The organism is Streptomyces sp. 378, from assembly GCF_030124145.1.
Lineage (GTDB): Bacteria > Actinomycetota > Actinomycetes > Streptomycetales > Streptomycetaceae > Streptomyces.
In genome coordinates this window covers 89400-112063 of the sequence record NZ_JASKMS010000013.1, presented here as the reverse complement: position 1 = coordinate 112063, position 22664 = coordinate 89400, and the positions used below count along the sequence as shown (strand labels likewise).

Genomic DNA, 22664 nt, shown 5'->3' with positions numbered 1-22664 from the left:
CGCCGATCAGTGACGCGGAAGCAGGGCTTCCCCTTCTTCCCGCCGCTCACTCGCGGCACTCACGTCCCTCGCCTCTCGAACGTACGTCATGTTCCCGCTGTGCCCCGATTCCCCCGTACGGATCACGGGTCCCACGACAGGCCGTCCGATGGCGGAAGCTGTCAGGTGTGACCCTCCGCGCGACCGCCGCCGTCCCACCGCGCCCGTCTCATGTCGAGGCGCGGCAGGTGGCCCTCGGCCGAGCGGCCCGCCTCCTTCAGGGGCGTGCCCTCCGCCCGGTAGTGCCCGAGCGCCCGTTGCTCGTGCCCGGGCAGCAGGGCGCCGTCCGCGCGGACGACCCGCCACCACGGCGCGGCTCCCCCGTAGAGCGCCATCACACGGCCGACCTGCCGCGGACCGCCCTGCTCCAGCCACTCGGCGACGTCCCCGTAGGTCATGACACGACCCGGCGGGATCAGTTCGGCGACGTCGAGGACCCGTTCGGCGTATTCGGGGAGCGCTTGCGCGGGCCCATCCTCGTACCCGCCCCCCTCAGGGCTCTGCTCACTCATCCGCCCCATCCTGCCCCACCCCACCGACAACGGGCCGGGCGTGATCCCGCGCATTTCCCTCACCCGGCGGGAGCGCGTCGGGCAGACTGTCCGCCCCCGCATGTGCACCCTGATTGTCCCGTGTGCCGGTGCGGCATGCCACCATCGTGCGGGCGGTGATCGGTGATACGAGACCAAGAAGAGACGATGAAGCAGCAGGGTGCGCACCCCGAGGGCACGGAAGGCACCTCTGACGCTTCGTCGCGCCCGGGCACCCCGGCGGACGCTCCGAAGGGGGCGGCGAAGAAGTCCCGGGCGGCAGCCGAGGAGCCCGACGTCGCGCACATCGACGAGGTGGAGGGCGACGAGCCGCTGCTCCCCGCGCGCGTGCACCGCCCGTCCGACCTGATGCGCCTGCTGGTGGGTGTGCTCGCCGTCGTGATCCTGATCGGCATCGCCGCGTTCGCGCACGGCACCACCTCGGGCCTCGAACAGGACATCAACAAGGGCACCGGGCAGGCCCCCGACCTGCTCATCAAGATCGCGGGGCTGGCCTCCAGCATCGCCATCCTGCTGGTGCCGGTCGCCTTCGCCATCGAGCGGCTGATCAAACGGGACGGGCTCCGCATCGCCGACGGCGTCCTCGCGGCGGTCCTGGCGCACGGTGTGACCCTCGCCACCGACCTGTGGGTCGCCCGGGCCGCCCCCGACTCGATCCAGGAGGCGCTCACACAGCCCTCCCCCGGCGACATCCACGCGCTGACCGATCCCGTGCACGGCTATCTGGCCCCGGTCATCGCGTACATGACGGCCGTCGGCATGTCGCGCAGACCGAGATGGCGCGCGGTGCTGTGGGTCGTGCTGCTCCTCGACGCCTTCTCCATGCTCGTCACCGGCTACACGACCCCGTTCTCGATCGTTCTGACGGTGCTGATCGGCTGGACCGTGGCCTACGGCACGCTGTACGCGGTCGGTTCGCCCAACGTCCGGCCCACCGGGCAGACGCTGATGGCCGGCCTGCGGACCGTCGGCTTCCACCCGGTCAGCGCGTCACGCGAGGACACCTCGGACAACCCGGACGCCGGAGACCGGGGCCGGCGCTACTTCGTCACCCTCGAGGACGGGCCGCCCCTGGACGTGACGGTGGTCGACCGGGAGCAACAGGCGCAGGGCTTCTTCTACCGCGCCTGGCGCAATCTCACCCTGCGCGGCTTCGCCACCCGCAGCAGCCTCCAGTCGCTGCGGCAGGCACTGGAGCAGGAGGCGCTGCTGGCGTACGCGGCCATCGCGGCCGGGGCCAACGCCCCCAAGCTGATCGCCACCTCCGAGCTCGGCCCGGACGCGGTGATGCTCGTCTACGAGCACAGCGGCGGTCGCACCCTCGACTCAGTGTCGGACGAGGAGATCACCGACGACCTGCTGCGCGACACCTGGCACCAGGTGAAGTCCCTGCAGTCGCGGCGTATCGCGCACCGCAGGCTGGTGGGCGACGCGATTCTGGTGGATCGTTCCGGCACGGTCATCCTCACCGACCTGCGCGTCGGCGAGATCGCGGCCGGCGATCTGCTGCTGCGTATGGACACCTCCCAGCTGCTCGTGACCCTCGGCCTCCGAGTGGGCGCCGAGCGGGCCGTGGCCTCGGCGGTGGGCGTGCTCGGTCCCGACGCGGTGGCGGACTGCCTGCCGATGCTCCAGCCCATCGCGCTCAGCCGCTCCACGCGCGCGACGCTGCGCAGACTGGCCCGGGAGCGGGCACAGCGCGAGCGCGACGCGGTGCTGGAGGCGTCCCAGCAGGCCAAGCAGGCCCGCCTGGAGGAGACCGCGGACGACTCGAAGCCCGTCCTGGAGAAGCCCGACAAGAAGGCCGTACGGGCGGAGCAGCGGGCCGAGAAGCGGGCGATCGACGAGGCCCTGGAGGAGGCCCGCGAGGAGGATCTGCTCACTCAGATCCGGCACGCGGTGCTGCGGATCAGGCCGCAGGCGCCCGTCGAGCCGGCCCGGCTGGAGCGGGTACGTCCGCGCACACTGATGAGCTTCATCGCCGGCGCGATCGGCGCGTACTTCCTGCTGACGCAGCTCACGCACATCGAGTTCGGACCGCTCATCGCGAACGCCGAATGGGGCTGGGTGGCCGCGGCCGTACTGTTCTCGATGTGCAGCTACGTCGCGGCGGCGATGGCCCTGCTGGGGTTCGTGCCGGAGCGGGTGCCGTTCGTGCGGACCGTGGCGGCGCAGGTCGCCGGGTCGTTCGTGAAGATCGTCGCCCCGGCTGCGGTCGGCGGAGTCGCGCTGAACACGCGCTTCCTGCAGCGCGCCGGGGTGCGGCCGGGGCTCGCGGTGGCGAGCGTCGGCGCGTCGCAGCTGTTCGGGCTCGGCTGCCACATCCTGATGCTGCTGTCCTTCGGCTACCTGACCGGCACCGAGAAGACACCGTCGCTGTCACCGTCCCGGACGGTCATCGCCGGTCTGCTGACGGTGGCGGTGCTCGTGCTCGTGGTGACGTCGGTGCCGTTCCTGCGGAAGTTCGTCGTCACGCGCGTGCGGTCGCTGTTCGCGGGGGTCGTGCCGCGCATGCTGGACGTGCTCCAACGACCGCAGAAACTGGTCACCGGCATCGGCGGCATGCTGCTGCTGACCGCCTGTTTCGTGATGTGCCTGGACGCGTCGATCCGCGCCTTCGGGGACGAGTCCACCTCGGTCAGCCTCGCCAGCGTCGCGGTCGTCTTCCTCGCGGGAAACGCCCTGGGGTCCGCGGCGCCGACACCGGGCGGCGTGGGCGCGGTCGAGGCGACCCTGACGGTCGGCCTGATCGCCGTCGGCCTCCCGAAGGAGGTCGCGGCACCGGCGGTCCTGCTGTTCCGCCTTCTCACGCTGTGGCTCCCCGTGCTGCCGGGCTGGCTGGCCTTCAATCACCTCACGCGCAAACAGGCCCTCTGACCCGCCCGGGCCGCACCGGGTCGGCCGGCTCCTCTCCGTCGGCTGGCTCCTCTCCGTCGGGGGTGCTCGGGAACAAACGCCTCGCAAACGGGCCCCTCGCACCGCAGCACCGCAGCACCGCAGCACCGCAGCACCGCAGCACCGCAGCACCGCAGCACCGCAGCACCGCAGCACCGCAGCACCGCAGCACCGCAGCACCGACGGACAGTGTTGGGCACCACCGGCCGACAGCCTTCCGCACCACCGGCCCGGGCCCAAGACACCACCGAACCCGACACCTTCCGCACCACCGGCCCGGGCCCAAGACACCACCGAACCCGACACCTTCCGCACCACCGTCCGGGGCCCAAACAACCCCCGACCAACAGCCTCCGCACCGCCGTCGGGACAACCGACCTTCAGCGCCGCCGGCCCGACGAGCAGGCTCTCTGGCCTCATCAAACCCTGCTACCTCGTACGGCACGCGTCCCGCGCGTCCCGCTCGGTACCGCCGCAGGATGGAACCATGCCAACCCTGCTCCGGCTGCGTGCCGTCGCCCTGACCGCCTCCGCCCTGCTGCTCTCGACCGTCCTGGCGGGCTGCGGCGACGACGGCGCCAAGGCAGAGGACCTCAGCCGGCAGGAACTGAGCTGGAAGGCTTGCCCGGCCCCGGACGAGGCCCAGGGCGGGAGCGCCTCGCCCTCCCCGCTGCCGGACGACGGCGAGTGGCAGTGCGCCACCATGAAGGCCCCGCTCGACTGGGACGACCCGAAAGGCGACACCATCGGCCTTGAGCTGATCCGAGTCGGGACGACCGGCTCCGAGAACGAACGCATCGGCTCACTCATCTTCAACTTCGGCGGGCCCGGCGGCTCGGGCGTCACCTCGCTGCCCGCGTTCGCGGAGGGCTACGAGACCTTGCGCACCCGCTACGACCTGGTCAGCTTCGATCCACGCGGAGTCGGCCGCAGCAACCCCGTGCTCTGCGAGAACGACCAGCAGCTCGACGCCTACTTCCAGCAGGACGCCACGCCCGACGACGCCGCCGAACGCGCCCTGCTCTTGGACAACACCAAGGAGTTCAACGACGCCTGCGAGCGGAACTCCGAGAAGATCCTGCCGCACCTGCGCACCACCGACGCGGCCCGCGACCTGGACCTGATGCGCCAGGTCCTCGGCGACGACAAGCTCCACTACTTCGGCATCTCCTACGGCACCGAGCTGGGCGGCGTCTACGCCCATCTGTTCCCCGAGCGGGTCGGCCGGGCCGTGTTCGACGCCGTCGTCGATCCCACGCAGAACTCCGAGCAGGGATCGCTGGGCCAGGCCAAGGGCTTCCAGCTGGCACTCGACAACTTCGCCGAGGACTGCGCTTCAAAGGCCGAGGAGTGCCCGATCGGCGACAGTGCCCAGGACGTGAAGGCTCGTATCGCCAAGCTGCTGAACGACCTCGACCGCGATCCGATCCCGGCGATTTTCCCGCGCCGGCTGACCCAGACGGCGGCGACCAGCGGCATCGCGCAGGCGCTGTACTCGCAGGACTTCTGGGAGTACCTCACCGAGGGCCTGGAGAACGCGTACAACGGTGACGGCAGTATCCTGCTGGCGCTGTCCGACTCGATGAACGGACGCAGTGGGAACGGCGAGTACAGCAACATTACCCCCGCCAACGTCGCCATCAATTGCGCCGACGACAAAGCCCGCTACGACACCGCCTACGTCGAGCGGAAGCTGCCCGAGTTCCGGGCCGCGTCCGACCTGTTCGGCGACTACATGGCGTGGTCCATGCTCAGCTGCACCGACTGGGCCGTGGCGGGCGCCGCCGACCATCCGAACGTGAGCGCCGCGGGCTCGGCGCCCATTCTGGTCGTCGGCAACACCGGTGACCCGGCCACGCCGTACGAGGGCGCGCGGGCGATGGTGAACGCGCTGGGCAAGGGGGTCGGGGTCGAGCTGACGTACCGGGGCCAGGGACACGGCGCGTACGACAGCGAGAACAAGTGCGTGCAGAGCGCCGTGAACGGCTATCTGCTGGACGGGAAGGTGCCGCCGGCGGGGACCGTCTGCTCCTGACACCGGCAGCCGCCCCTGGAAGTCGCAGGTCAGAGGGTTATCCACAGGCAGAAACGGTCGACGCGGGATCTGCCTACCATGGCCTGACCGCCATCCGCGGCACGGAGCGGACGGCCTGCGAGGGGGGATGGGCAATGACGCGCTTCGTTCGGTGGACCGCTCTGGCGGCCGCCTCGGCCCTGCTGGCCGCCGGCTGCGGCGGCGGTACGTCCGACGATGACAAGAGCGGGCTCGCGTGGGGCCGTTGCAAGGCCACCGCCGACGCTCCCGCGCCGAGCAGCGAATGGCAGTGCGCGACGCTCAAGGTGCCGCTGGACTGGTCGAAGCCGGACGGCGAGACGATCGGGCTGGCGCTCATCCGCGCCAGGGCCCGCGGGGACGACCGCGTCGGCTCGCTGCTGTTCAATTTCGGCGGCCCGGGCGCTTCGGGCGTGTCCATGATGCCGTCGTACGCCCCCACCGTCTCCGCACTCCGCGAGCGATACGACCTGGTCAGCTGGGACCCGCGCGGTGTGGGCGCCAGCGAAGGGGTGCGCTGTCGCGGCGACGACGAGATCCAGGCCGCCGAGTCGGTCGACGTCACCCCGGACACCCCGGCCGAGGAGAAGGCGTACTTCGAGGACGCCGCCGACTTCGGCAAGGGCTGCCGGAAGGACGCCGGGAAGCTGATGGCGCACGTCTCGACCGCCGACTCGGCCCGCGACATGGACCGCATCCGGAAGGTCCTCGCCGACAAGCGGCTGAACTACTTCGGCATCTCCTACGGCACCGAGCTGGGCGGCACCTATGCCCATCTCTTCCCGAAGCGCGTGGGACGCATGACGCTGGACGCGGTCGTCGACCCCGCCGCCGACACCGTGGGCCACGCCCAGAACCAGGCCCGGGGGTTCCAGCGCGCGCTGAACGGCTACCTCGAATCCACGGGCGAGGACCCGCAGGAAGGCTCCCGCAAGATCGCCGGCCTGCTGCGGCGGATCGACGAACGTCCCCTGGCGACGGGCACGCCCGGGCGGAAGCTGACGCAGGCCCTCGCGGTCACCGGCATCATCCTGCCGCTGTACAGCAAGGACAGCTGGCCGACCCTGACCGGCGCCCTCGACGCGGCCGAGAAGGGCGACGGGTCGGAGCTCCTGGCCCTCGCCGACCGCTACAACGAACGCGACCCGTCGGGGCGCTACGGCACGACGACCCACTCCCAACGGGTCATATCGTGCCTGGACGACAGGCAGCGGCCGACGCCGGCCCGGACGAAGGAGCTGCTGCCCCGGTTCGAGAAGATCTCCCCGGTCTTCGGGACGTTCCTCGGCTGGGACACGGCCGGCTGGTGCCACGACTGGCCGGTGCCCGGACAGCACGACACCCCGGAGGTGAGCGCCCCCGGCGCGGCTCCGGTCCTGGTGGTCGGCAATACGGGCGACCCCGCCACCCCCTACGAGGGCGCGCGCAGGATGGCCGACGAACTGGGCAAGGGCGTCGGAGTGATGCTCACCTGGCGCGGCGAGGGGCATGGCGCCTACGGCAGTGGGAGCGACTGCGTCGACTCCACGGTGAACGCGTACCTGCTGGACGGCTCGGTGCCGAAGGACGGCAAGGTCTGCTCATGACGAAGGCGGGGGCTTCGGGCACCCGTGGTGCCCGAAACCCCCGCCGCTCGGAAAGGATGGCCGGATACGGCTCAGTAGACCGGCTTGGACGGCTCGATCTGGTTGACCCAGCCGATCACGCCACCACCGACGTGGACCGCGTCCGAGAAGCCCGCGGACTTCAGGACCGCGAGGACTTCCGCACTGCGGACACCCGTCTTGCAGTGCAGGACGATCTTCTTGTCCTGCGGGAGGCTCTCCAGGGCGGTCCCCATGAGGAACTCGTTCTTCGGGATCAGCCGGGCGCCCGGGATGGAGACGATCTCGTACTCGTTCGGCTCGCGGACGTCGATGATGTCGATGCTCTCGCCGTCGTCGATCCACTCCTTGAGCTGCTTGGGAGTGATCGTGGCGTCGGCGGCCGCCGCCTGGGCCTCCTCGGAGACGACGCCGCAGAAGGCCTCGTAGTCGATGAGCTCGGTGACGGTCGGGTTCTCGCCGCAGACCGCGCAGCCGGGGTCCTTGCGGACCTTGACCTGGCGGTACTGCATCTCCAGGGCGTCGTAGATCATCAGTCGGCCGACCAGCGGCTCACCGATGCCGGCGAGGAGTTTGATGGCCTCGTTGACCTGGATGGAGCCGATGGACGCGCACAGCACGCCCAGGACGCCGCCCTCGGCGCAGGAGGGGACCATGCCGGGGGGCGGGGGCTCCGGGTACAGGCAGCGGTAGCAGGGGCCGTGCTCGGACCAGAAGACGGACGCCTGACCGTCGAAGCGGTAGATCGAGCCCCACACGTACGGCTTGTTCAGCAGCACGCAGGCGTCATTGACCAGGTAGCGGGTCGCGAAGTTGTCCGTGCCGTCGACGATCAGGTCGTACTGGCTGAAGATGTCCATCACGTTGTCGGCCTCGAGCCGCTCCTCGTGAAGGATCACGTTCACGTACGGGTTGATGCCCTTGACGCTGTCACGGGCGGACTCCGCCTTGGAGCGGCCGATGTCCGCCTGGCTGTGGATGATCTGGCGCTGCAGGTTCGACTCGTCGACCTCGTCGAACTCCACGATGCCGAGGGTGCCGACGCCCGCGGCGGCCAGGTACATCAGCGCCGGCGAGCCCAGGCCGCCGGCGCCCACACACAGCACCTTGGCGTTCTTCAGCCGCTTCTGCCCGTCCATCCCCACGTCGGGGATGATCAGGTGGCGGGAGTACCTGCGGACCTCGTCTACGGTGAGCTCGGAAGCCGGCTCGACCAGGGGTGGCAGCGACACGGGGACTCCGTTGGTCGGTCAATCACTACGGTTGTTCTCCCCGTAACAGTGCCATGCGCTTTTTCATTCCGAGACACCTGTTCCGATCCGCGAGACGAATTCGTCCCAGTAGCCGGGCATCGCCTCCCAGGGGTGGGTGTGACCGCCCCGGTCCGTGTGGTCGGTGATCCAGATCGTCCCCGCGCCCTGCCGTCGGGCGATGCGCAGTGCCTCCGCCAGGTGGGGGCGGGGTACGCCGTGCACGAAGTGGCAGAAGCGCCCGGGCGAATGGTCCACGGTCCACTCGGCCACCTGCGACCATCGGTAGTCGCTCCAGGGGCCGGAGAAGGTGACCAGCTGGTCGGCGAGCTCGACGTAGCCGGGTTGCGGGTGGATGCCGTGGCCCAGGACGATGTGGGCAGCGTCACGGATCACACGGAGTGTGGCGACCGTGCGGCGGACCTCGGGCAACCCGGCGTGGTCCGCCGGGCAGCGCTCCAGGAGGAACCCGTCGACCTGGTACCAGTCGACGAACCGGTGGGCGTCCGAGACCAGCTCGCCGAAGTTCCGGGTGCCGTACCGGATGTCGAGATGGCCGAGGACGCGGATGCCCGCGTTGCGCAGACGGCCGGCCGCCTCCAGACAGTGCGGGTCGGGGCGGCTGCCGGGGCCGTCGGCCACGTTGAGGACCACCCAGTGCAGGGGGGTGCCGGGGCGAGTCAGTTCGCCCCACTCGGTGGGCGCGAGAAGGGGATGCGCGTAACCGGGGACGCCGACCCCGGGTCGGAGTTCCGTGCCCGGGGCGCGCCGCCGGGTGCTGGTCAGATGCGGCACGCCGCCTCCATCCAGATGTCGGCGAGGGACTCCTCCAGACCGATGCGCGGACGCCAGCCGAGCCGGTCGCGCGCGGTGCGCACATCGGCCTGCTGCCAGCTGCCGCAGCCGTCCGGGTACGGGTACGCGACGGGCGGCGCGTGGTCCGGGTCGGGGCGCGGGTGGCCGATGGCCGAGCGCAGGACCCCGGGCGGGCCGTCGAGTTCGTGGAGGGCGCCGCCGTACCCGGCGACGCGGGCGAGGACCGCGGCGGCGTCGCGCAGGCGTACGGCGCGGCCGGAGCCGATGTTGATGACGCCCTGCGCGGCGGAGAGCGAGGCGGCGTGGACGGCACGGGCCACATCGCGGACGTCGACGAAGTCGCGCTGTGCGCCGAGGCCGCCGAGTTTCAGCTCGCCGTCGCCGGACTGCATGGCGCGGCGCATGGCCTCGGCGAGACGGCCCAGCGGGGAGCCGGCGGGGGTGCCGGGTCCGGCCGGTGAGAAGACGCGCAGGACGACGGCGTCCAGGCCGGAGCCGAGGACCAGTTCGGTGGCGGCGAGCTTGCTGACGCCGTACGGGCCGCCGGGCCGGGGTACGGCGTCCTCGGCCGTGGAGGAGCCGGGCTGGCTCGGGCCGTATTCGGCGCTGCAGCCGATCTGCACCAGCCGGGCTCCGCAGCCGCTGCGGCGCAGGGCCTCGCAGACGGTGGCCACGGCGACGGTGTTGTGGCGGGTCAGTTCCCGGGCCCCGCCGCGGGTGGCGCCGGCGCAGTTGACGACGACGCCCGGGTGGACCGCGTCGAGGAAGCGGGTGAGGGCGCCGGGGCTGCCGGAGGCGAGGTCGAAGCGGACGTCGGCGTCGTCGCCGCGCCCGAGGGCGGTGAGCTGCACGGCGGGGTCGGCGAGCAGGCGGTCGGCGACGAAGCGGCCGATGTAGCCGTTGGCTCCGATCAGCAGGACTCTCATCGCGCGGCTCCCCTTGTCGCCGGGGTTCCTGGGTGGGTGGTCATGCGGGTTCTCCTCGATGCGGGAAGGAAGGGGTGGGTCGGGTGCTGCCTGCGCCGGTGGGGCCGGCGCCCGCGGCGGTCACCGCGTGGGCTCCGGCGGTGCGTGGGCCGAGGCCCGGGTCAGCTTGCGGATCGTGTGCACCAGGAGGGCCAGGGCCGCCACCCCGCAGGCCAGGGTGGGGACGCTGCCGGCGCCCCAGGTGGTGACAAGGGTTTCGGCGGGGGTGGCCAGGAAGCCGAAACCGGGAAGGCGTGCGGCGAAGACGGTGGCGAGGGCGGCCGCCTCGGCCGTGGCCGTCGCGGTGAGGGCCACGGCGGGCGCGTAGGTGAAGCCGTGCGCGGTGAGGAGGCGGGCCAGGAAGAGCAGGGCGCCCAGGGTGAGTGCCTCCGCATGGGCCGCGGGCTCGTCGAGGAGCGCCGTGCAGAGGATGAGCAGGGCCGCCAGGGCCCCCAGGAACAGGGTGATCGTGCCGAGCAGGAGGGGGCGTACGGCGGCGGCGAAGTCCTCCAGGCCGCGGCTGGTGGCGAGTCTGCGGCGGGAGCGCGCGGTGAAGAGGTGCGCGGTCCAGGCGGCGGGGGCGCAGGCCAGGGCGAGGGCCAGGACCGGGGCGGCGATGACGGGCCAGGGGCCGTCGGCCGTGCCGGTGGGCAGGGCGTGGGGGCCTCCGGCGAGGACGCTGGGGAGCAGGCCGTTGCCCAGCACGGAGTAGGCGACGAGCCACACGGTCCATGGGGTGGTTCGGCCGTGGGCGGCGCCCGGACGCGGTCCGGGCCGGTCCGGGCCGGTCCTGCTCAGGGGACCTCGGTGCAGGGCCGCGCGGAGGGCCAGGGCCACGGCGAGGGCACCGGCCGTGGCCGCGAGCAGCCGCGCCTGCCCGTGGGTGAGGTGCACGGCGGTCACGGCGGCGGCGCACAGCGCCCCGGGCAGGAGGGTCAGGAGAGCCCAGTCGGCGCGTACCCGGGGTGCGGCGGGCGCCGCGGGCGAGGGTGCGTCTCCGTCACGGGAGACCCGTGCGTACATCTCCTCCGCGAGGGAGAAGACGTCCCGGTGGCGGAAGCGGGCGGCGGTCCGGTCGGTGATGCCGTGCGCCTCCAGGCCCGCGGCGATCTCAAGAGGGTCCACCGCACGCGCGCAGAGCTCGCGGTGCCGGTGCATCAGCGCCTTCACGGGGTCGGCGGCCCCCCGGCGCGGGTTGGAGGCCTTGCGGCCGGTGGCCGACTCGTGCTGCACGGGTGCCTTGTGGCCGGTCGTCTGCCCTGGTTCGAGGAGCGGCGTCTCGTCAGCGGTCGTCGCCCGCTCGGCATCGGCCACAGGACCGGGCGAGCCCGTGGTCGCCGAAGCCGGATCCTTCTCCGAGCGGGCATCCGGCGCCCCGGGGCCGGTCGGGGTCCGCGGACGGCGGTCCAGTGCGCCCAGGTCCTTCATCGCGCTGCCTCCGGGGCCGGGGCGGGGGTGGTGGCGCGTACGGGGCTGCCCGCCGCCCAGCCGGGGCCGCCTCGGCTGAGGCGGGGCGACGCGGCGGTCCAGCGGACGGGCACGTGGGCCTCGGCGGGAACCGCGAACGGCAGTGGCTCTCCCGCTCCGTCGAGAAGGCTGCGGCGGACGGGTGCGCGGGAGACGATCTCCAGGTAAATGCTGTGAAACGCCTCGATGTTCTGCTCGACCGTGAACAGTTCGAGGGCACGGGCGCGCGCGGCGGCCCCCAGCCGTGCACGGCGCTCGGGGTCGCGCAGCAGCGCCACGCACGCGTCGGCGAGCGCCCGCGGATTGCGCGGCGGTACGACGAGCCCCGTGCCGCCGATGACCTCCACGACCGCGCCGACGTCCGTGGACACCGTCGCGCGCCCGCTGAGCATGGCCTCGACGAGGCTGAGGGGGAAGCCTTCGACGACGCTGGAGAGGACGGTCACGGCGCCCGAGGCGTAGGCGTCGGCGGCAGTCGGCAGGTCGGGGCCGCCGACCTCCTCGAAGGAGACCGGGTTGTCCCCGGCGGCGTGCGGGCCTTCGGCCTCGTCGGGGAAGAGCTGGGCGGCCAGTGTCCTGCAGTGGCCGAGGTAGGCCGCACCCTCGGGGCCGGCGGGGGCGCCGACGATCCGCAGGCGCGTCCTCGGTTCCTGCTTGCGGATCTCCGCCAAGGCATGCAGCAGCGAGACCAGGTCCCGGGCGGGCTCGACACGGCCGGCCCAGACGACTGTGCCCGGGTCCGCGCCGTCCGGGGACTCGCCGACCTCGGTGAAGGGCCGGGCGTCCATGCCGGGGTAGACGGTGCGGAGCTTCTCGCGGTCGGCACCGCAGCGCTCCTGCCAGCGGCGGGCGTGCGTGTTGCCGGCGGTGACCACCTCGGCCTTCCCGTAGGCCTCGGCCGCGAGCCGGCTCTGGAAGGCCGCCAGCAGGGACCGCACGGCGGGTGGGGCATCCGGGGCGGTGAGGTAGTGCGTCCGCAGGCGCACGCCGTACTCGGTCACCACCAGGGGTACGCCGGTGAAGTGCCGGGCCAGCAGGCCGGACAGGGCGGCGGTGCCGCCGGACGCGGCGTGGCAGAGGTCGACCGCGCCGAGTCCCTCGTCCTCGTACCAGTCGAGGGAGAGGGGGCGCAGGGCGCCTTCCAGATGGGCGGCGACGGCGAGCAGATCGGGGACGCGCGCCTCTCGCGCCGCGCGATGGGCGCCAGGTGCACGACAGGCGCGTTCCAGAGTGCGTACGGCGGCCTCCGAACGGAGGGCCCCCACCAGTCCCCCTGCCTCGCGGGCGAGTTCCGCGAGCCCGTACAGAGCGCTGGCGAAACGGTCCGCCTCAGAGGTCGACACACTTTCGGAGAGCCCTCCGGCGGAGGCGCTCCCGGGCGTCCCGCACAGGACGGCGGCCAGTTCCCCGAAGCACTCGGCGAACCGCCGGCGCGCACGGCGCCCGAGCACCACTTCGTCGTCCTCGGCCATCCACAGCGGTGCGGTGCGCACCCGGCGGACATTCGGTGGCAGCGGGATCCACCCCTCGTCCTCCTGGTGCTGGCTGCGGCTGAGCGCGTGGACGTCGAACTCGTGCTGGGCGAGTCCGTGCACCAGCCGGTCGCACCAGAGTTTGGCGTCACCGCTCACGTACGGATAGCCACCCTCCGTAAGCAGTCCGATGCGCACGAGTGCACCCCCGATCTCCCGTATGGGGAGCCGCCGTTGCCCGGCGGCTCGCAGCGGGACGAACGTATGCGGACAAGGCGGTGGTGCGACGGACGGTTGTCCGTCGCACCACCAAAAGGGGTGAACGGTCGTAACTTTCCCGTGCGGGTCGCGTTCTGTCGCGCTAGGGGATCAAGCGGACACGCATCGTCATGCCGCGGCCAACTCCCGTCGCCGCGCCCGGCGTCACGCGGCGGCCACGGCATCGAGCGTCGGCAGCCGCCCGGTGTACGGGCCGCGGGGCGCCAAGAGGTCGTACGGCGTGTACCCGAAGGACTCCACACCCCTTGTGAGGCCTGTCAATTCCCGGGATAGGCCCAGGGGTTGGGGCGGCAGCGGATGCCGTCGTGGTCGAGGAACTTGGTCTGCTGCTGCATGACCGGCGCGAGGTCGCCGTCCTTGTCGCAGGTGACGTGGCCGTAGCCGAGGCGGTGGCCGATCTCGTGGTTGATCAGCATCTGCCGGTAGGCGTGGACCTTGCCGGCGCCGTAGGTCTCCGAGCCCTGTGCCCACCGGTAGGCGTTGATCATCACGCGCTCGGTCGCGGCCGAGTCGCAGGAGACGTTGTCCTGGGTGGTGTCGAGGCCGGACTTGGCACACCAGTCGGCGGTCGTGCCGGGGCTGGCCAGCGTGATCACGAAGTCGGGCTTGCCGGAGTGGATGCGCTCGAAGGTGCGCGCGCCGTTGTGGGCCCAGCTGCGCCGGTCGTTGAGCGTCTTCTGCACGGCCTCGGCGAACAGCGCGCCGTCCAGCCCGAGCCCCTGCTCCACGTCCACGCGGTAGGTGAACTTCTGCCCGGCGCCCGGGGCCTTGGCGATGCCGGGAACGGCGTCGAACTTCCCCGAGCCCTTGAGCTCGGCGCCGAGCGGGTACGTCCGGTCCATCTTCTCGTCGTAGGTCAGCGGCGGGGCCTCGGGGGCCGGGCCCCGGCCGTCCGCGCGGGACGCGGTGTCCCGAACGTCGCGGGCCTGGTCGGTGGCCGACTGCGACTGCACCTCGCCGCCGGCGTGGTCGTCGGTGACCTGGCCGGCGACGATGACGGCCAGCACGGTCGTGACAGCGGCGGCCGCGATGCCGGTGAAGGTGCGACCCTTGCCGCCCCTGCCCGGCACGGGCGTGCCGGTGGGCCCCGCGTCGTCGTGACGGGACCCGGAGTCGGCCGGCGTGCCGGCGTTCCAGTCCGTGACGGAGGTGTAGGCGTCCGCGGCATGGGCGGAGGCGGGCGTACGGGGCGCGAAGACGTCGTCCTCGTCCGCGGCGAAGGCGTCGAGGTAGTCCTGCCGCGGCCCGGGCACGGAGGCCCGGCGCTGCCGCGGTAGGGGAACACCGGCACCGGCGGGTCCGCCGCTCGTCCCCCTCAACTCACCCCAGCCGCCTCCGGCTTCCTGCTGCTCGGGGTGCCCACCCCGGGCCTCCCCAAAGCCGTGGGCGGTCGCGTCCCCGGGCACCCGGGGCATCCCACGCGCGGGAGTCGCGTCAGGCATGCGCGGAACACCTCGCGCAGGCGTCCCGTCCGGAAACCGCGGACCCCCGCGTGCCGGAGTCCCGTCCGGAAACCGCTGCATTCCACGCGCGGGCGTCCCATCAGGCAACCGCGGCATTCCATGCGCCGGAGTGCCGTCGGGCATGCGCGGAACACCTCGCGCCGGAGTGCCCTCGGAGAAGCGGGGCACTCCACGCCCCGGCGTACCGTCCGGCATCCGGGGAGCCCCCTGGGCCGGAGTGCCGTCGGCCAGCCTCGGCACACCACGCGCCGGAGTGCCGTCAGGCAGCCGGGGAACGCCACGCGCGGGCGTGCCGTCCGGAAGCCAGCCGTCCGGCAGGCGTGGCATGCCGTGCGGCGGTGTCCCGTCCGCGGGGGCGGGGGCGGTCCGGGGTCCTGGCAGTCTGCGTGGCCCCGGTGGCGGTGCCGTACGGCTGCCACGGCTCCTGTCCGGCGTCTGGCCCTGGCCTGATCTCTGAGCCTGCTCGGACCCGGCCCGGCCGTCCTGACGGTTCCGATCTGCGGTTGTGTCCGCGCTGTCGCCCTTGACGACCGGCCCACGGCGGCTGTGGCGTCCCACGTCGCGCCTCAGCCCCCCATGCTCTCGTCGGTGCCTTCTCTGTCGCCGGCGTCGCCCCCGGCATCCGCCCGGCCGGCCCACCTTGCCCGCTGCGCGCCCAACTCTCCCGCATCCGATAGCAGTTCGCGAAACGCGGTGGCCACCGTCTCCGGGTACTCCATCATCGCCACATGCCCCGCATCCGGCAACGTCATCAGCCGCGAGTCGCGGAAGGCCCGGGCCGCCTTCTGGGCCATTCGGAAGCCGACGAGCTGGTCACGGCCGCCGTAGACGAGGAGGGTCGGCGCGAGAACCCGTTCGGCCTGGCGCCACAGACCCTGCTGGCCGCCCAGTGTGTACGCGTTGACGATCCCGCGTGCCGAGCGCGCCATCGCGTCCCAGAAGTACGGCAGTCGCAGCCGCCGCTCCATCTCCTGCACGGCGTTGCTGAATCCTTCCGGCGTCACCCGCCCGGGATCCCCGTAACACAGCGCCATCACGCCGCGGACGCGCTGCTCCGCCGTCCACTGCCGGGTGAGCCGGGTGAAGAGCAGGGCGACGCCCGGCACCGCCAGCAGCCCCGTGGGCACGGCGGCGCGCTGCACTCGGATTTCCGGCAGGGCGGGAGACACGAGCGTGAGCGTACGGACCAGATCGGGCCGAACCGCGGCGACACGGGTGGCGACCGCGCCCCCGAGCGAGTTCCCGAACAGGTGCACGGGGCCACGCCCGGAGGAGTCGAGGTAACGGATCACCGCGCGCCCGTGGCCCGTGACGGAGTAGTCGCCGTCGTCCGGCGGCGGGGAGTCTCCGAAACCCGGCAGGTCGAGGGCCTCGCTGTCGACGAAGCCGTCCAGCAGCGCCATCACCGCCGACCAGTTCTGCGAGGAACCGCCGAGCCCGTGCACGTACAGCGCGGGAGGCAGTCCGTCGCGCGCGGGAGGTCGCGACCGGACCGTCAGCGTGACACCGGGGAGCTCGACCGACCGCAGGCGCTCACCCTCCGCGACCCGGACGGTCCCCACCTTCGGCAGCACATTGGCGGGCGGCACGAACGGCAGCTCGGTCGAAGACATGCGGCAATGTTACGAGACGATCACGCAGTGGCTCATGCGTTCGCCTGTGTTCGCCGTCACAGCTCTCGGCCTGTTGAGGGGACGGGAGAGAAGGCACCCGGACAGACGCGGGTAGCAGTCAACGGGATGAGCAGCGCGTCACGTCCCGGACGCGGATCGCATAGCGTCCGGAACGGGTGTCTCCTAGGCTCGTACAGAGGGCACCCGCGTGTGGCCCCTGCATTCCCAGGGACGTTCGTAGGAAGGGAGCCCATCATGGCCGTAGACCCCACCGACCCGGAGACGTTCGAGGCCGAGGACGCGCAGGAGGCGCAGGAGTTCGACGTCGAGGCCCCCGAGGTCGACGCGGCCGAGCAGCAGGCGGACATCACGCCGACTCGCGACGACCCGCTGACCGCCGTCGACCCGGACCGCGCCAACGAGGCCGACCTGGTCGAGCAGGCCAGGATCGTCTCGCTCGACGAGGACGACTACCGGTGACGTTCGCCGCCGACGGGCGACGAGCAGCTCGGGAGAACAGGAAAGAGGCAGGATTTTGCCCGCTCTGACCCTGTTTGAAACCTTCGCAACCGCTTTCATAACTGTCCGGTCCGTGAAATTCTGCACTCTCACCGCGCACACCACGGTTACCGAAAAGTACGATGGCGACGCGGCCAGATCCGCATGTGGACGACTATGGGAGGCGGCGTGACAGCCATCGAGCAGACAGAGGCGGTTCGCCCGCGGGGCACACGCCTGCCGCGCCGTGCCCGACGCAACCAGCTTCTGGGCGCCGCCCAGGAGGTCTTCGTGGCCCAGGGCTACCACGCGGCCGCGATGGACGACATCGCGGAGCGGGCCGGCGTCAGCAAGCCGGTGCTGTACCAGCACTTCCCGGGCAAGCTCGACCTCTATCTCGCACTGCTGGACCAGCACTGCGAGTCGCTCATCCAGTCCGTGCGGAACGCGCTCGCGTCGACGACCGACAACAAGCAGCGCGTCAGGGCGACGATGGACGCCTACTTCGCCTACGTCGAGGACGACGGCGGCGCCTTCCGCCTGGTCTTCGAGTCGGATCTGACGAACGAGCCCGCCGTGCGCGAGCGCGTGGACAAGGTCACGAACGAGTGCGCCGAGGCGATCTGCGACGTCATCGCCGAGGACACCGGTCTGTCGCGTGCGGAGTCGATGCTGCTCGCCTCGGGCCTGGGCGGTCTCGCCCAGGTGGTGGCGCGGTCCTGGCTGCACAGCGACCGCAGCGTGCCGCGCGACCAGGCGGTGCAGCTGCTCACCTCGCTGGCGTGGCGCGGTATCGCGGGCTTCCCGCTGCACGGCATGGACCAGCCGCACCACTGACGGGCGCTTTGTTCCCGCCCGATGTTCGCTCGTGGCGTTCTCGGGCGGAGCATGTACGTCCCCTCACCGGGCTAATGTGTGCTGCGTACGGCGCGGAAGGTCGCGCACATCACTGACCGTCGGAGGGACAAAGCCGTGGAGGTCAAGATCGGCGTGCAGCACGCGCCCCGCGAGATCGTTCTGGAGAGCGGTCAGACCGCCGAGGAGGTCGAGCGCGTGGTCGCCGAGGCACTGGCCGGGAAGTCGCAGCTGCTGAGCCTCGTGGACGAGCACGGCCGCAAGCTCCTCGTCCCGGCCGACCGTCTCGCGTACGTCGAGATCGGTGAGCCGGCCCCGCGCAAGGTGGGCTTCGGAGCGCTGTAGGCGCATGCGCGAAACGGGGCGGGACGGCTGTCGGCCGACCCGCCCCGTTTGCGTTGCCTTCCCTCGGACACCCCTCCCGCACAGCCTCCGCTTCTCCTTGCGGCACACCGGTTCCTTCACGGATGGAGCACAAGCCGCCCCCAGGGGTGGATTGGATTCCGCAGGTCAGGGGTAAGACGGGCTACGACCGATTTGGGCAGGCCGGCCATGTGGGAGGGACCCCGACATGCTTCTGGAAGCGCTGAGCTCCGCGATTCTCGGCCTGGCTCTGGCATGGGCGGCCGCACACCGCTTGGCGCACCGACTTCCGGCCCGCTCCATGGTCCTGTCGACCGGTGTCGCCGGCGCCCTCTTCGGGGCCTTCGTCATGCACAGCGCGCTGGACGCCGGGCACGTGCTGATCGTTCTGCTCGGCGCGGTGATCGTCTCGGTGGCCTCGCTGTCGCTGCTGCTGCGCCCCGCGGGAAGACTGCGCCGCCGGTCGGCGACCGCCTGAGGGGTCGCCGAGAGCGGCGGCGCCGATGACGACCCGGCCGGACGGCGGGAGCCAGGAGGTCCCCCCTGGCTAGGCGGCCAACCCCAGCGCGGCCATCCGCTTGGTGTGGGCCTCGGTGATCCGGGAGAACATCTTTCCGACCTCGGCGAGGTCAAAGCCGTCCGCGACGCCGCCCACCAGCATGGTCGACAGCGCGTCCCGGTCGGCGACCACCCGCTGGGACTGCGACAGGGCCTCGCCCATCAGCCGCCGCGCCCACAGCGCGAGCCGTCCGCCCACACGCGGGTCGGCGTCGATCGCGGCCCGCACCTTCTCCACGGCGAAACCGCCGTGACCCGTGTCGTCGAGGACGGCCAGCACCAGCTTGCGGGAGTCGGAGTCCAGCCGGGCGGCGACCTCCCGGTAGAAGTCGCTGGCGATGGAGTCGCCGACGTAGGCCTTGACGAGTCCCTCCAGCCAGTCGGAAGGAGCCGTCTGCTTGTGGAACCCGTCGTACGCGGCGACGAACGGCTCCATCGCCCGCGTCGGCTCCTCCCCGATCTCGGCCAGCCGGTCGCGCAGCCTCTCGAAGTGGTGGAACTCCGCCGACGCCATCTTCGCCAGCGCCGCCTTGTCCGCCAGCGTCGGCGCCAGCTTGGCGTCCTCCGCGAGCCGCTCGAACGCCGCGAGCTCCCCGTATGCGAGCGCGCCGAGCAGGTCCACGACCGCGGCACGGTACTGAGGGTCGGCGGAGGCCGTCGCCCAGTCCCGGGCGGCGACTGAGGTGGGTGCGGCGGCGTCGGTGTCCTTGGCGTTCTCAGGCTTGTCAGAGCTCGTCATGAAGCGCACAATAGCCCGCCCACCGGGCGGCGTAAGGCCCTGGTCAATCACTGTGGCGATGACTACGTGACCGAATCGGCCATCACATGTGCGGGATTCCGGGGTATGGTGGTAATGCGCCTGCTGGTACGTTGACGTACCTCGACAGGCCGCACGTATGAGGATGCCCGGTCGGTGGCCCGATCGGCTCCGACCCGACAGCCCTCCCCGGCCGTCCGCCGCAGTGCGTACGCGACCCGGAGGGGGACACCCTCAGCGGCACGAGCGCTAGAGCGTCGGCGCGGTCCCGTGCTTTTCGGCCCGCCCGTAAGCAGCCGACGTCCCCGGCACGGTCTGACACGACCCCGCGCTCGCCTCGCGCCGCCCACACAGAAGAGGCAGCACCCTGACTACGTTCCGAGAGCTCGGAATCCTCCCCGAGACCGCCGAAGCCCTTGAGGCCGTCGGCATCATCACCCCCTTCCCCATCCAGGAGATGACCCTTCCGGTCGCCCTCTCGGGCACGGACGTCATCGGCCAGGCCAAGACCGGCACCGGCAAGACGCTGGGCTTCGGCCTCCCGCTCCTCGAGCGCGTCACCGTCCCCGCGGACGTGGAAGCCGGACGCGCCAAGCCCGAGGACCTCACGGACGCCCCGCAGGCACTCGTCGTCGTCCCCACGCGCGAGCTGTGCACGCAGGTCACCAACGATCTGCTGACCGCGGGCAAGGCACGCAACGTGCGCGTCCTCGCCATCTACGGCGGCCGGGCCTACGAGCCCCAGGTGGAGGCCCTGAAGAAGGGCATCGACGTGGTCGTCGGCACCCCGGGCCGGCTGCTCGACCTCGCCGGGCAGAAGAAGCTGAACCTGAAGCATGTGAAGTGCCTGGTCCTCGACGAGGCCGACGAGATGCTCGACCTGGGCTTCCTGCCCGACGTCGAGAAGATCATCAACATGCTTCCGGTGCGGCGTCAGACGATGCTGTTCTCGGCCACCATGCCGGGCGCGGTCATCGGCCTGGCCCGCCGCTACATGTCGCAGCCCACGCACATCAGCGCCACCTCCCCGGACGACGCGGGCGCGACGGTCGCGAACACGAAGCAGTTCGTCTACCGCGCGCACAACATGGACAAGCCCGAGATGGTCTCGCGCATCCTCCAGGCCGAGGGCCGGGGACTGGTCATGGTGTTCTGCCGCACCAAGCGCACCGCGGCCGACCTCGCCGACCAGCTCAAGCAGCGCGGCTTCGCCTCCGGCGCCGTCCATGGCGACCTCGGCCAGGGCGCTCGTGAGCAGGCCCTGCGCGCCTTCCGCAACGGCAAGGTGGACGTGCTCGTCTGCACCGACGTCGCCGCCCGCGGCATCGACGTCGAGGGCGTCACGCACGTCATCAACTACCAGTCGCCGGAAGAGGAGAAGACGTACCTGCACCGCATCGGCCGGACCGGCCGCGCGGGCGCGAAGGGTACGGCGATCACGCTCGTCGACTGGGACGACATCCCGCGCTGGCAGCTGATCAACAAGGCGCTGGACCTGGGCTTCAGCGACCCGCCGGAGACGTACTCCACCTCTCCGCACTTCTACACCGACCTCGGCATCCCCGAGGGCACCAAGGGCGTTCTGCCGCGCTCGGAGCGTACGCGCGCCGGATTGGAGGCGGAGGAGCTGGAGGACCTGGGCGAGCCGGGCGGCCGTGGGCCGCGCGGGCGCGGCGGCCGTCCCGGCCGCGGTGACCGGGACGAGTCCCGCTCGGCCGACCGCGAGCGGTCGCCGCGTACGCCGCGTCGCCGCCGCCGTACACGCGGCGGGGCCGTACTGGACGGGGCGCCCGAGTCCGCCGGCGGCACCGCGCCGGAGACCGCGGCCACCGGCGGCACCGCCGAGGCGGATGCCGTCACGGCTCCTCGCACCCCGCGTCGCCGTCGCCGCACCCGCGGCGGGGCCCAGTCCGAGCCGGCTCCGGTCGCGGCGGTCGAGGCCACCGCGTCCGAGCAGGCGGTGGACGCCGTCGCGTCGGCCGAGGGCACGACCGCTGAGGCGCCCGAGGCGACCCCGAAGTCACGTCGCCGCCGCACGCGCCGGTCGGAGACGTCGGCCGTCGAGACCGAGGCCGCGGTGACGCCGTCGGTCCCGGAGACGACGGTCGTCGCCGAAGCCACGGACGCCGCGTCGCCCGAGGCGGCCGCCGCGCCGCGCCGCCGCACCCGCACTCGCAAGGCCACGGCTGCGTCCGCGGCCGAGTCGGCGGTCGACACGGCCGAGGGCACCACCGAGTCCGCGCCGGAGCCTTCGGAGACGAAGCCGCGCCGCACCCGCAAGACGGCCGCGAAGGCCGAGGCGGGCGTCGACATGGCCGAGGCGACCGAGACCGTCGTCGACCCGGCCGAGGGCACGGAGGCCAAGCCGCGCCGCCGCACCCGCAAGACCGCTGAGGCGGCGGAGGACACCGTCGAGCCGGCCGAAGCGAAGCCCCGGCGTACGCGCAAGGCCACGGCGGCGGAGTCCGCCGTCGACACGGTGGAAGCCACCGAGGCCGCGCCGCGCCCCCGCACCCGCAAGACCGCCGAGACCGCCGCCCCCGCGGAGGAGCCGGAGACCGTCGAGGCCAAGCCGCGCCGCACGCGGAAGACCGCCGCAGCGGCCGAGACCGCCGTCGACACGGCCGAGGGCACGGAGCCGGCCACGCCGCGCCGCCGCACCCGCAAGACCGCAGAGACCGCGCCTGCCGTCGCCGAGATCCCCACCCAGGCGGATCAGGAGCCGGAGACCGCCGCCAAGCCGCGCCGCACGCGCAAGGCGAGCACCGCCAAGGCGGAGGCGAGCATGGACACGGCCGAGGCGACCGAGGCCAAGCCCCGGCGCGCGCGGAAGACGGCTGCCGCCGCTGTGGAGACGGAGGCGGTGGAGGCCAAGCCGCGCCGCACGCGGAAGACCGCCGCAGCGGCCGAGACCGCCGTCGACACGGCCGAGGGCACGGAGCCGGCCACGCCGCGCCGCCGCACCCGCAAGACCGCAGAGACCGCGCCTGCCGTCGCCGAGATCCCCACCCAGGCGGATCAGGAGCCGGAGACCGCCGCCAAGCCGCGCCGCACGCGCAAGGCGACCGCGGCCGCCCCGGTTTCGGAGGACACGGCGGAGGCGAAGCCCCGGGCCCGCCGCACCCGCAAGGCCACGGCCGCCGCGGAGCCCACGGAGGGCTGACAC

17 protein-coding genes are annotated in these 22664 nt (G+C 72.3%); 8 read left to right on the top strand and 9 right to left on the bottom strand.

The genetic code is table 11. The features are described from left to right. Nucleotides 1-161 precede the first annotated feature (161 nt). Complete coding sequence (locus QNO09_RS19440) at nt 162-551, bottom strand: MGMT family protein (RefSeq protein ID WP_283971472.1); 390 nt, start codon at nt 549-551, stop codon at nt 162-164. A gap of 186 nt (nt 552-737) precedes the next feature. Between QNO09_RS19440 and QNO09_RS19435 the strand changes: the two genes are divergently transcribed. The 3 genes from QNO09_RS19435 (at nt 738) to QNO09_RS19425 (ending at nt 7124) form a co-directional block, all read left to right on the top strand. Next, nucleotides 738-3467: a lysylphosphatidylglycerol synthase domain-containing protein gene (locus QNO09_RS19435; protein WP_283971471.1), complete on the top strand. Its 2730-nt coding sequence runs from the start codon at nt 738-740 to the stop codon at nt 3465-3467. Between the two features lie 505 nt (nt 3468-3972). Next, a complete protein-coding gene (locus tag QNO09_RS19430) occupies nt 3973-5520 on the top strand; it encodes an alpha/beta hydrolase (protein ID WP_283971470.1) in 1548 nt (515 codons plus the stop codon). Nucleotides 5521-5654: 134 nt separating this feature from the next. Beyond that, nucleotides 5655-7124 carry an alpha/beta hydrolase gene (locus QNO09_RS19425; protein WP_283971469.1) on the top strand — a complete coding sequence of 490 codons (1470 nt, stop codon included), beginning with the start codon at nt 5655-5657 and terminating at the stop codon, nt 7122-7124. A gap of 71 nt (nt 7125-7195) precedes the next feature. Here the strand turns inward: QNO09_RS19425 and moeZ are convergent, their stop codons facing one another. The 7 genes from moeZ to QNO09_RS19390 form a co-directional block, all read right to left on the bottom strand. Then, nucleotides 7196-8374 carry an adenylyltransferase/sulfurtransferase MoeZ gene (gene moeZ / locus QNO09_RS19420; RefSeq protein WP_283971468.1) on the bottom strand — a complete coding sequence of 393 codons (1179 nt, stop codon included), beginning with the start codon at nt 8372-8374 and terminating at the stop codon, nt 7196-7198. Between the two features lie 63 nt (nt 8375-8437). Further along, a complete protein-coding gene (locus QNO09_RS19415; RefSeq protein WP_283971467.1) occupies nt 8438-9187 on the bottom strand; it encodes a spherulation-specific family 4 protein in 750 nt (249 codons plus the stop codon). Beyond that, nucleotides 9175-10134, bottom strand: coding sequence for an NAD-dependent epimerase/dehydratase family protein (locus tag QNO09_RS19410; RefSeq protein WP_283971466.1), 960 nt, complete (start codon nt 10132-10134; stop codon nt 9175-9177). Before QNO09_RS19410 ends, QNO09_RS19415 begins: the two co-directional genes overlap by 13 nt. A 120-nt stretch (nt 10135-10254) precedes the next feature. Continuing rightward, nucleotides 10255-11601 carry a hypothetical protein gene (locus tag QNO09_RS19405; RefSeq protein ID WP_283971465.1) on the bottom strand — a complete coding sequence of 449 codons (1347 nt, stop codon included), beginning with the start codon at nt 11599-11601 and terminating at the stop codon, nt 10255-10257. After that, nucleotides 11598-13310: a DUF3492 domain-containing protein gene (locus QNO09_RS19400; RefSeq protein ID WP_283971464.1), complete on the bottom strand. Its 1713-nt coding sequence runs from the start codon at nt 13308-13310 to the stop codon at nt 11598-11600. Before QNO09_RS19400 ends, QNO09_RS19405 begins: the two co-directional genes overlap by 4 nt. Before the next feature lie 338 nt (nt 13311-13648). Next, nucleotides 13649-15412 carry a DUF3152 domain-containing protein gene (locus QNO09_RS19395; protein ID WP_502962320.1) on the bottom strand — a complete coding sequence of 588 codons (1764 nt, stop codon included), beginning with the start codon at nt 15410-15412 and terminating at the stop codon, nt 13649-13651. Between the two features lie 8 nt (nt 15413-15420). Next, on the bottom strand, nt 15421-16467 hold the full coding sequence (locus tag QNO09_RS19390; RefSeq protein ID WP_283971462.1) for an alpha/beta fold hydrolase: 1047 nt from the start codon (nt 16465-16467) through the stop codon (nt 15421-15423). 255 nt (nt 16468-16722) lie between these two features. On the opposite strand from QNO09_RS19390, the gene QNO09_RS19385 reads away from it, so the two are divergent. The 4 genes from QNO09_RS19385 (at nt 16723) to QNO09_RS19370 (ending at nt 18661) form a co-directional block, all read left to right on the top strand. After that, nucleotides 16723-16947 (top strand): Rv3202a family protein, encoded by a 225-nt coding sequence (locus QNO09_RS19385; protein ID WP_283971461.1) that lies wholly within the window; start codon nt 16723-16725, stop codon nt 16945-16947. Between the two features lie 207 nt (nt 16948-17154). Next, nucleotides 17155-17802, top strand: coding sequence for a TetR/AcrR family transcriptional regulator (locus QNO09_RS19380; protein WP_031132394.1), 648 nt, complete (start codon nt 17155-17157; stop codon nt 17800-17802). Nucleotides 17803-17937: 135 nt separating this feature from the next. After that, the gene (locus tag QNO09_RS19375) at nt 17938-18165 is read left to right on the top strand and encodes a DUF3107 domain-containing protein (protein ID WP_030854792.1); all 228 of its coding nucleotides are present in this window, start codon (nt 17938-17940) and stop codon (nt 18163-18165) included. A gap of 226 nt (nt 18166-18391) precedes the next feature. Beyond that, the gene (locus QNO09_RS19370; RefSeq protein WP_283971460.1) at nt 18392-18661 is read left to right on the top strand and encodes a hypothetical protein; all 270 of its coding nucleotides are present in this window, start codon (nt 18392-18394) and stop codon (nt 18659-18661) included. 69 nt (nt 18662-18730) lie between these two features. Here the strand turns inward: QNO09_RS19370 and QNO09_RS19365 are convergent, their stop codons facing one another. Continuing rightward, entirely contained in the window at nt 18731-19480 is a 750-nt protein-coding gene (locus tag QNO09_RS19365) for a ferritin-like fold-containing protein (protein ID WP_283971459.1), read from the bottom strand. A gap of 475 nt (nt 19481-19955) precedes the next feature. Between QNO09_RS19365 and QNO09_RS19360 the strand changes: the two genes are divergently transcribed. After that, nucleotides 19956-22661: a DEAD/DEAH box helicase gene (locus QNO09_RS19360; protein ID WP_283971458.1), complete on the top strand. Its 2706-nt coding sequence runs from the start codon at nt 19956-19958 to the stop codon at nt 22659-22661. Nucleotides 22662-22664 lie beyond the last annotated feature (3 nt).

Bases quoted from the DNA above. Each gene is read 5' to 3' on its own strand.
- QNO09_RS19425 (WP_283971469.1), top strand. From the start codon at position 5,655: ATGACGCGCTTCGTTCGGTGGACCGCTCTGGCGGCCGCCTCGGCCCTG.
- QNO09_RS19360 (WP_283971458.1), top strand. From the start codon at position 19,956: ATGACCCTTCCGGTCGCCCTCTCGGGCACGGACGTCATCGGCCAGGCC.
- QNO09_RS19405 (WP_283971465.1), bottom strand. From the start codon at position 11,601: ATGAAGGACCTGGGCGCACTGGACCGCCGTCCGCGGACCCCGACCGGC.
- QNO09_RS19370 (WP_283971460.1), top strand. From the start codon at position 18,392: ATGCTTCTGGAAGCGCTGAGCTCCGCGATTCTCGGCCTGGCTCTGGCA.
- QNO09_RS19410 (WP_283971466.1), bottom strand. From the start codon at position 10,134: ATGAGAGTCCTGCTGATCGGAGCCAACGGCTACATCGGCCGCTTCGTC.
- QNO09_RS19385 (WP_283971461.1), top strand. From the start codon at position 16,723: ATGGCCGTAGACCCCACCGACCCGGAGACGTTCGAGGCCGAGGACGCG.
- QNO09_RS19390 (WP_283971462.1), bottom strand. From the start codon at position 16,467: ATGTCTTCGACCGAGCTGCCGTTCGTGCCGCCCGCCAATGTGCTGCCG.
- QNO09_RS19435 (WP_283971471.1), top strand. From the start codon at position 738: ATGAAGCAGCAGGGTGCGCACCCCGAGGGCACGGAAGGCACCTCTGAC.
- QNO09_RS19440 (WP_283971472.1), bottom strand. From the start codon at position 551: ATGAGTGAGCAGAGCCCTGAGGGGGGCGGGTACGAGGATGGGCCCGCG.
- QNO09_RS19365 (WP_283971459.1), bottom strand. From the start codon at position 19,480: ATGACGAGCTCTGACAAGCCTGAGAACGCCAAGGACACCGACGCCGCC.
- QNO09_RS19430 (WP_283971470.1), top strand. From the start codon at position 3,973: ATGCCAACCCTGCTCCGGCTGCGTGCCGTCGCCCTGACCGCCTCCGCC.